The sequence below is a fragment of the Streptomyces kebangsaanensis genome, from assembly GCF_001906585.1.
GTDB lineage: Bacteria > Actinomycetota > Actinomycetes > Streptomycetales > Streptomycetaceae > Streptomyces > Streptomyces kebangsaanensis.
The window spans coordinates 1-9,381 of the sequence record NZ_JUJA01000009.1 but is presented as its reverse complement, the minus strand read 5'-3'; the positions used below and the strand labels follow the sequence as shown (position 1 = coordinate 9,381).

Genomic DNA, 9,381 nt, shown 5'->3' with positions numbered 1-9,381 from the left:
GGCCACGAGCAGCGTGCCGACGTACGAGTGGACCTACTCGGTCACCGAGGGCAAGCCGGTCGCCGTCGCCACCAAGCTGCTCAACAACGAGGGTGGCCAGGTCACGTCGTACAAGCTCTACGACGGCTTCCTGCGGGAGCGGCAGTCGCAGGCACCCGGTCCGGACGGCGGCCGGATCATCTCCGACGTCTTCTATGACGAACGGGGGTTGACCGCCAAGGCCTTCGCCCCCTACTACGCCACCGGAAGCCCCGTCACCGAACTCTTCAAACCCGCCGACGCGCTGGCCGTGGAGAGCCAGACGCGCACCGTGTACGACGGCCTGGGCCGTGCGGTCGAGGAGAGGCAGATCGCCGGCAACGGCGACGGCGGCCCTGTCCTCAACACCACGAAGACGATCTACGGCGGTGACCGCACCACGGTGATTCCGCCGGTGGGCGACACCACCGTCACCACCCTCACCGACGTCCGCGGCAACGTCACCGAACTGCGTCAGCACCACGCGCGGGATCCCCAGTCGGCGTACGACACGACCACCTACGAGCACACGCCGTCGGGCGAGCTGCTGAAGGTCACCGACCCGGTCGGCAACAGCTGGAGCCACACCTACGACCAGCTCGGCCGTCAGATCTCCTTCACCGACCCGGACAAGGGCCGCACCGACACCAAGTACGACGACCGCGGCCAGGTGATCTCCAGCACCGACGAGCGCGGCATCGCTCTGTTCAACACCTACGACGGGCTGGGCCGCAAGACGGAGCTCCGTGAGGGCTCCAGCACGGGCAAGCTCCGGGTCAAGTGGACCTACGACACCGTCGCCGACGCCAAGGGCCAGCTCGCCGAGTCCACCCGGTACGTGGACGGCCAGGCGTACACCACCGCGGTGACCGCCTACGACAGGCTGTACCGGGCCATCAGGACGGCGACCGTGATCCCGGCCGCCGAGGGAGCGCTCGCCGGCACGTACCAGTCCGGCACGGCCTACAAGCCCTCCGGCAAGGTCGCCTCGCTCAGCTACTCCGCGGCCGGCTCCCTGCCTGGCGGATCGATCAGCTACACCTACGAGGACAAGACCCTGCGGCCGATCTCGGTCTTCGGCCAGGGCATGACCTCGACCGCCACCTACAGCCACACCGGCAAACCGCTGGTGTACACCTTCGGGCTGACCAACGGCGGCAAGAAGACACAGGTCACCAACACCTACGAGTGGGGCACTCAGCGCCTGGCGACCACGCGCGTCGACCGCGAGGAACAGCCGGGAGTCGACCAGAACGTCACCTTCCGCTACGACGAGGCCGGCAACATCCTCTCCCTCGGCGATGTCTCCCGCACCGGCACCGACAACCAGTGCTTCACCTACGACTACCTGCGCCGGCTGACCGAGGCATGGACGCAGGGCGACCAGACCTGTGCCGCCGCCCCGTCCGCAGCGAAGATCGGTGGTCCGGCCCCGTACTGGCAGTCGTACACCTATGACAAGGCCGGCAACCGGCTGACCGACACCCGGCACGACACGGGAGGCGACACCACCAAGGACGTCAAGCGCACCTACGAGTACCCCACCCCGGGTAAGCCCGGGGCGCACCAGCTGACCTCGGTCACCACCCAGGGACCGTCGGGGACGAACAGGACCGACTACAAGTACGACCCCACCGGCAACACCACCGACCGCGGCAAACAGCACCTGGACTGGGATGCCGAGGGGCTCCTCGCCAAGGTCACCGAGCCCGTCGACGGCAAACCGGACCAAGTCACCGACTACCTGTACGACGCCAACGGCAACTGGCTCGTCTCCCGCACCGGCACCCGAACCACCCTGCACCTCGGCCACACGGACGTCACCCTCGACAAGGGCGCGACCAAGGCGAAGGCCACCCGTTACATCGACCTCGGCAGCGGCCACCAAGCGGTCCGCGCCGACGACGGCACCTTCTCCTTCACCCTCGCGGACCACCACGGCACCGGCCTCCTGGCCGTCGCCGCGGCCGACCTGGCCCTCACCCAACGCCGGGTCCTGCCCTTCGGTGAGACCCGCGGCACGGCTCCGGCCGCCTGGCCCGGTGCCAAGGGCTTCATCGGTGGCATCGACGACACCAAGGACACCGGCCTCACCCACCTCGGCGCACGCGAGTACGACCCGCAGACCGGCCGGTTCCTCTCCGTCGACCCGGTGATGGACCTGTCCGACCCACAGCAGATCCACGGCTACACCTACGGCAACAACAACCCGCTGCTGTACTCCGACCCGGACGGGAAACTCTTCAACCCCTTCGGGATGATCAAGGCGCTGAAGAAGGTAGTCCACAAGCTTCTCAACAAGGTTCCGAACAAGAATCCGGGCTCCATGCGCCCCCGCGCGCAGGCACCGTCGGTGAGCAACAAGAAGCTGCGCGGAGCGCTTATGCAGATCTATCCCAAGGCGCCAGCCAAGCATGTCTTCGGCGACGGCAAGATATCAACGGCCATCATCTACGAGTTCAACACGGGCAAGTCCCTCCCGGGCCATCCCCAGCTGCACCTCCAGAATGGCTGGGAGACGATGGGGGCCCTATCCGAGGTGCTGGACCGCGACCGGAAGGCCAGGGAGACGAACAAGGGAACCCAGCACCTCCTGTCCGACAAGGATCTGGCTATCGCCAAGGCCGAGGCGAAGGAACTGTGGGACGCGCTCAACTCGCGCGATGTCACGGGTAACATCAAGGTGAAGATGGATGGCGACGCTAATATGAAATCCGCCATCAAGACAAATTTCGATACCGTGATGAAGACGGCTGCCGTGAAGGACCTCACGGGCCGGGAGTTCAAGCCCACGAAGTTCAATGGACCCCAGCCCGTCGGTCAACCCACCCGCTTGCGTGGCTTCTCCAGGGCCCTCGGCGTTGTCGGCGGAGTAGCGGTAGCGGCCGAGGCTCCCTCTTACGTGAGGGAGTACGGCTGGGGCGCAGGTGCTTGGGAGATGTCCAAGGACATCGTGGACCCGTTCGGGTTCCACGAGGCTTTGGAGGTCCCTGACGCCGGCGGATCCGTCTGCTCTCCGACGAGCTCGAACTGCGCCTGACACTTGCTGCGGGGCCCGTCGCGCACAGCGCGTGACGGGCCCCGTACCCGTACCACCAACCACGACGACCACATGCGAAACAGGGAAACCATGAACGATGTCCCCGCCGAAGAGATTCCCTCCCTTCTGCTGCAGATCATCCCCGAATCTGCGGAGTTCATCGCGGAGAAGTTTCAGAAGCCTGCAGAAGCGGCCGTTCTGGCCCAGGACGCTGTCGTGCACCTTTATGGGCTGCTGACCGAGTGCTTCACCGAGCCGGTCCTGATGCCGCAGTTGGAGAGCAAGGCCCCGGACAAGGAGCTACTCAAGCGTTGCTGGGACTTCGTGGACCGAATCGTGGACCACTCCTCGCAACACGTCAGCGGCGCGGTGTACTTCAGGGTCCTCGAAGAGCTCCTGAATGCAGACGGCCTCGTGGAGGCCGCCTGGCCGTACATGAAGGACCGGACCCGGGCATGCACCCTGAAGATGCTGGACTTCTACGGCGTCTTTCTGCCCGGCATCAACCGGCGGTAGCGCTCACAGCGGTACGCACGCTCTCAGCAAGGAACACGGGCGTGGTGCGTGCTCGGGTCAAGAGCGGGTTCGCGCGGGGCATCGGCCAAGCAGTTGCGGCAGTGGCCGTGGGCGGCGGCGTTGCCGGCCCATCCGGCGAGGTGGGCGAGACTGATTGCCAGGCTGCGGAAGGCCGTGAGCAGGCGAGGCGGGCTGCCGGTACGGACCCGGCAGGCGTATCCGTGCCACGTCCCTTCTGACATCAGGTCCGTCTCGAGGCGCCCGGAATGGGCCCTTTGTTGCACTTGTCGGATTTTTGGTGGCCAAGGGGGTGGCGGAGAGGGAGCAGGGGTGGGTGGACGAGCGTGTCCTTCGCCGTTCAACCGGCCCCTGTCCGAGATCCGAGCCCGCATCGCGCCCGGCAGGGTAACGCTCGCAGATGTCGCCAACAGATCTCCTGGCGGCGTCCCCGATAGATTTTATGAGGCGATGGACGGAGGCCGTCGACAGTGGCGGCTCGTTGCCGTCGCTGGCGTCTGTCTTGGGCCGAGCTGAGCCGCCTCCGAGGGTAGTGCCGAGAGAGTTGACGGCATCGTGCTGTAGGCAGAGTCGGACGTGGGCGTAGACGCCGACGGTGACGCCGATGTGGGCGTGGCCGAGCAGTTCCTTGATCACGACGGGGTCGGCGCCCTGTTTCAGGAGCAGGGTTGCGGTGGAGTGTCGGAGGTCGTGGAAGCGGATGCGGCGCGGACCCCTACCGAGGAATTACGCGCAGAACTTCAGGTCATCCGCTCAGACTGGCCGGGTGACCGAAGCATTCGACTGCGAGGACATGCACTACCTGGTGGATCGGCTCACGCCGCCCCAGGTCGTCGTTTGCGCCTGCTCGTGATCCAGGACGAGGAACTGTCTCAGGCCGCTGCCGAGGCATTCGCTCCGCGTCCCGAGGAGGAGCAGTCGGTCCCGGACGGGCTGCTGGCGTTGATCGGCGCGGTCAACGGGCCGGAGGGCCTGGCCGAGCGACATGACGACTACGTTCGGGAGCGGATGCGCGAGCGGTTTGACGACCAGGCGTGAAAGTGATCGTCTTCGACACCGGCCCGCTCGCCGCGGTCCTGAACGCCGGCGATCGTCGCTATGCGGAGTGTGCTGCTCTTCTGGTCTCGACGACTGGCCGACGTCTGCTGACCAGCCCGGTACTGACCGAGGTGTGCTGGCTGCTGGAGCGCTGACCCAAGCTGGAGGCAGCTTTCCTCACAGAAGTTGCTCGTGACGCCTTCGAATTGGTCCACCTCACCTCGGCTGACAGTGATGATGTTCGTGGTGACGCTGCGGGTGGGAGCTGGTCCTGCAGCACGCTGACTTTTTTCGACGGAGTCGACGCCTCGGTGATCGCCGTGGTCGAACGTTTCGGAGTGGAACGCGTCACGACCCCTGACCGCCGTCACTTCAGCGTCGTCCGCCCCAAGCACGCCCCGGCACCCAACCCTCCTGCCCTGACGGCAACAGCCCCTGGGCGGTGTAGGTGTGCTTGGTGGCGAGGGGGAACATGTCACGCAGGACGCCGGGTGGACCTCATGGTCACCTGGCCGCAACCGCAGGTCACCGGTCGCCCAGGGCTTCACGCCTCAGCCGTCGGGCGGAGCCCGAATGGGTCGACAGGCCGATGGCGCGGGCCCGTGCGGCTGCCTACCGTGGGAAGTGGTCGTGGCACCTATGGGGAGCAGGAGGGCCGGCCCATGACTGTAGAGCTCAACCACACGATCGTCGCCGCACACGACAAGGAGCGGTCCGCGCGGTTCCTCGCGGATCTGCTGGGGCTCGAGGTGGCGCCGCCGTTCGGCCCGTTCACCCCGGTGCAGGTGGCGAACGGCGTGACGCTGGACTACATGGAGACCACCGAGGAGATAGACCAGCAGCACTACGCGTTCCTGGTCTCCGAGGACGACTTCGACGCGATCTTCGCCCGTATCCGGACCGCGGGCCTGCCGTACTGGGCGGACCCGCACCACCGGCACCCCGGCGAGATCAACCACAACGACGGGGGCCGAGGGGCGTACTTCGACGACCCGGACGGTCACAACATGGAAATCCTGACGAGGCCGTACGGGAGCGGCGGGGGCTGAGACGGCGGCCGCTCCGGTCCCGAGGTTCCCTCGGCCCCCGGGACCGGTCGTTCACGCGTACCGCAGCTCCGCCGGGCGCACCGAGCGCCGTAGCAGCGGCAGGGAGGCGGCGGCGGCCAGCAGGCAGCCGGCGTACACGCCGGCCGGGACCAGGAGGGCCGTGTACGGCATGGGCCGGCCTCCGCCGTCGACGAGGTGCCCGTACCCGATGCCGATCGCCAGGCCGCCTACGCCCGCCGCGAGAACGGCCGGGGCCAGGGGCAGAGCGGTCTCCAGGAGCAGGGCCCGGGCGAGCACTCGTTGGGGTACTCCCGCGGCCACCTGCGCGGTCAGGCCCCGGCGGCGGGTGGCGACGGACTCGGCGGTGCCGACGGCGAGCGCCGTGAGGACGATCGCGAGGGCGAGGACGACGGCCGCGCCCGTGAGGTTCAGTCCGGTCGTGTAGAAGGACATGCCCGTCCCGAGGGTGTGCTCCCGGCGCATCTCCTCCAGCTCGGCGAGCACCGCCTGCCGCACCCCCACGAACCCGGTCCCGACGACCGTCACCACCAGAACCGCCGCATGCGTACGGGCCGCCGCCCACGGGTCGTCCCGCAGCCGCTCCGCCGCGATCAGCACCGTGGGGGAACCGGTCCGGCCCACCAGCAGCCGGCCGGTCAGCCGGGACAGGGCGCCCGTGAGCAGCACCGCGCCCGCACCGACGGCCAGCACCGACGCCAGGAGGATGAGCGGGACGGGCCCGCTGCCCCCGTGGGGGAACCGGAGGACGTCCCGGCCACGGCCCCCAGCGCCGCCACGCCCACGACCAGCAGCCCGCCCACGAACAGCAGCCCCGGACCCCGCCCCGACCGAGCGTGGCTCCGTCGGACCCACCCCAGCGGTGACGCCACCACCCGGCGCAGCGCCAGCACCCCGGCCGCCGTGCCGAGGACCGGCACGCACACCGCGACCAGCGCGATCCCCGCCCAGGCCGACGCGGTCGGCCGCTCCCACATGGCCACCAGCACCGCCGCCGACCCGGCCGTGGCGAGCGCCGAGCCCAGCAGGCAGGCCAACCCGGTCTCCAGCGCCGCGATCCGCCGCACCCGGCCCGGCTCCGCGCTTGCCAGCCGCAGCACGGCCGTCCGCCGGTCGCGGTGCACCGCCCCGATCCGGGCGCACTGCCCGAGGAACCCGAGCACCGGGACCAGCAGGAGCAGCAGCGTGACGACCACCCCGGAGCGCTCGCCGGGGTGGTCGAGCAGGCCGTTGCCGAAGGAGAAGGCGTACTGTCCGCGCACCGAGGCCAGGACGGCGGCCGCCAGGGCCAGGCCCGTCGCGCACATCGCCCCCACCGCCGTGAGCGCGATCCGCCACCTCTCCTGCCGGTCCGAGCCCCGGACGAGCAGCCAGGCCAGCCGCAGATCGGTTCTCACGCGGGCACCCCCAGCCCGACCGTCACGCCGTCCTGCAGCCGCACCTCGCGGTCGGCGTACGCCGCCACCTGGGCGTCGTGCGTGATCAGCAGTACGGCTGTGCCCGCCTCCCGGGCGGCCCCACCAGGGCCGTCATCACCTGTTCGCTCGCCAGCGAGTCCAGCGCCCCCGTCGGCTCGTCCGCGAACACCACCCTCGGGCCGGTCACCAACGCCCGTGCCAGCGCCACGCGTTGCGCCTGGCCCCCACTCAACTCCCCAGGTCTCGAAGTCCCCTGCTCCCGCACTCCGAACCGCTCCAGCCACACCCCCGCCCGCTCCTGGGCCGCCCCCCGCGCGGTCCCGGCCAGCATCAGCGGCAGCGCGACGTTGTCCACGGCCGTCAGCTCGGGGATCAGCTGCCCGAACTGGAACACCACGCCGAAGTCGGTGCGGCGCAGCTCCCTCAGCCGGTGCTCCGGCAGCGTGTCGACGCGCTTCCCGTCGTACGTCACCGAACCGCCGTCCGGCCGGACGATGCCCGCCAGGCAGTGCAGCAGCGTGGACTTCCCGCTGCCGCTCGCGCCGGTCACGGCGACGATCTCGCCCTCGCCCAGCTCCAGGCCGGCCCCGCGCAGCGCCGGGGTCCTGCCGTGGGACTTGACCGATGTTCTTGCGCGCAGGCCCCGTCCTTCAGGGCGGGGTCAGCGCATCCCTGGCCTGGGCCCGGCCGTCAGGCCGGGCGCCTTTGCCGTTCGATGTACTGCCGGATGATCGACAGCGGCGCGCCGCCGCAGGATGCCGCGAAGTACGACGGGGACCAGAAGTGCCCGTGCATGATCGCCCGGTTCGCGCGGCCGGTGAAGTCCCGGCGCAGGATGCGCGCGGACACGCCCTTGAGGCTGTTCACCAGCTTGGAGACGGCGACCTTGGGCGGGTAGTGCACGAGCAGGTGCACGTGGTCGTCCTCGCCGTTGAACTCCCTCAGCTCGGCCTCGAAGTCCTCGCACACCCTGCGCATGGTGTCCTCGCAGACCCTCAGCATCTCGTCGTCCAGGACGCCGCGCCGGTACTTCGTCACGAAGACCAAGTGCACGTGCATCGCAGAAACCACATGCCTGCCCCGCCGAAATTCTGCATCCGTACCCATAGACCAAATGGTACGGTCGTGGTTGTGCAGCTGAGGTACAACTTCCGCGTGTACCCCGAGCCCGGGCAGCGCGCCGCGCTGGCAAGGGCGTTCGGGTGCGCTCGCGTGGTCTTCAACGACGGGCTCCGCGCCCGGCAGGAAGCCCACGCGGCGGGGCTGCCGTACCTCAAGGACACCGACCTGCAAAAGCAGGTCGTCACCGCCGCCAAGCAGACCGAGGGGCGGGCCTGGCTCGGCGAGGTGTCCTCCGTGGTGCTGGTCCAGTCGCTGCGGGACCTGCACGCCGCGTACCGGAACTTCTTCGCCTCGCTCACCGGCAAACGCAAGGGCCCCAGGGTCGCCCCGCCCCGGTTCAAGTCCCGCAAGGACCGCAGACAGTCCATCCGGCTCACCGCGAACGGGTTCAGCATCCGGCCCAGCGGGCGCCTGTACGTGGCCAAGGTCGGCGACCTGCGGGTGAAGTGGTCCCGCACGCTGCCCTCGACTCCGACATCCGTCACCCTCACCATGGACGCGGCCGGCCGGTACTGGGCGTCGTTCGTCGTCGACACCACCCCGCAGATCCTTCCCGCGGCCGGGACGGACACAGGGATCGACCTCGGCCTGCACCACTTCGCGGTCCTCGCCGACGGCCGCAAGCTCGACTCCCCGAAGTTCCTGCGCCGGGCGGAGAAGAAGCTCAAGCGCATGCAGAAGGAGCTGAGCCGCAAGGCCAAGGGCAGCAACAACCGGGACAAGGCCCGAAGGAAGGTCGCACGCCAGCACGCCCGCGTGGCGGACCGGCGCCGGGACTGGCAGCACCAGCTCTCCACCCGCATCATCCGCGACAACCAAGCGGTGTACGTGGAGACGCTGTCCGCCAAGGGCCTGGGCCGCACCCGCCTCGCCAAGTCCGTCCACGACGCCGGATGGGCCCAGTTCGTCGGCATGCTGGAATACAAGGCCGTCAAGCACGGCCGGACCTTCGCCAGGGTCGACCGGTCGTTCCCGTCCTCCCAGACCTGTTCCGCCTGCGGATTCCGGGACGGGCCCAAGCCCCTCCACGTCCGCGCATGGACGTGCCGCAGCTGCGGCACCGCCCACGACCGGGACCACAACGCAGCGAAGAACGTCCTGTACGAAGGACGCCGGATCGTCGCCGCCGGACGGGCGGAGACGC

8 protein-coding genes and 2 pseudogenes are annotated in these 9,381 nt (G+C 69.1%); 5 read left to right on the top strand and 5 right to left on the bottom strand.

Translation table 11 applies throughout. The features are described from left to right. Together RH94_RS41705 and RH94_RS00500 are read left to right on the top strand one after the other, a co-directional pair. A partial coding sequence (locus tag RH94_RS41705) for an RHS repeat domain-containing protein (RefSeq protein ID WP_234425413.1) occupies positions 1-3,058 on the top strand: 3,058 nt, incomplete at its 5' end. Between the two features lie 90 nt (positions 3,059-3,148). Then, a complete protein-coding gene (locus RH94_RS00500; protein ID WP_073945702.1) occupies positions 3,149-3,574 on the top strand; it encodes a hypothetical protein in 426 nt (141 codons plus the stop codon). A 489-nt stretch (positions 3,575-4,063) separates the two neighbouring features. On the opposite strand, the pseudogene RH94_RS39270 reads toward RH94_RS00500, so the two are convergent. Beyond that, a pseudogene (locus RH94_RS39270) lies at positions 4,064-4,306 on the bottom strand (tyrosine-type recombinase/integrase); the annotation flags it as partial. Between the two features lie 326 nt (positions 4,307-4,632). Between RH94_RS39270 and RH94_RS41095 the strand changes: the two are divergent. Continuing rightward, entirely contained in the window at positions 4,633-4,785 is a 153-nt protein-coding gene (locus RH94_RS41095; RefSeq protein ID WP_199880834.1) for a hypothetical protein, read from the top strand. Positions 4,786-5,292: 507 nt separating this feature from the next. Beyond that, positions 5,293-5,679, top strand: a complete 387-nt coding sequence (locus RH94_RS00485; RefSeq protein WP_073945701.1) for a VOC family protein — start codon at positions 5,293-5,295, stop codon at positions 5,677-5,679. Between the two features lie 51 nt (positions 5,680-5,730). Here the strand turns inward: RH94_RS00485 and RH94_RS46270 are convergent, their stop codons facing one another. The 4 genes and pseudogenes from RH94_RS46270 to tnpA all read right to left on the bottom strand — a co-directional run bounded on the left by RH94_RS46270 (position 5,731) and on the right by tnpA (position 8,222). Further along, entirely contained in the window at positions 5,731-6,390 is a 660-nt protein-coding gene (locus RH94_RS46270) for a hypothetical protein (RefSeq protein ID WP_324614214.1), read from the bottom strand. Continuing rightward, the gene (locus RH94_RS46265; protein WP_324614213.1) at positions 6,336-7,094 is read right to left on the bottom strand and encodes a hypothetical protein; all 759 of its coding nucleotides are present in this window, start codon (positions 7,092-7,094) and stop codon (positions 6,336-6,338) included. Before RH94_RS46265 ends, RH94_RS46270 begins: the two co-directional genes overlap by 55 nt. Beyond that, positions 7,091-7,755: pseudogene (locus tag RH94_RS00475) on the bottom strand (ABC transporter ATP-binding protein). Before RH94_RS00475 ends, RH94_RS46265 begins: the two are co-directional and overlap by 4 nt. 50 nt (positions 7,756-7,805) lie before the next feature. Further along, on the bottom strand, positions 7,806-8,222 hold the full coding sequence (gene tnpA, locus RH94_RS00470) for an IS200/IS605 family transposase (protein WP_073945700.1): 417 nt from the start codon (positions 8,220-8,222) through the stop codon (positions 7,806-7,808). Between the two features lie 24 nt (positions 8,223-8,246). Here tnpA and RH94_RS00465 point away from each other — a divergent pair. Beyond that, the coding region (locus RH94_RS00465; RefSeq protein WP_073945699.1) for an RNA-guided endonuclease InsQ/TnpB family protein at positions 8,247-9,381 on the top strand (1,135 nt) is incomplete at its 3' end.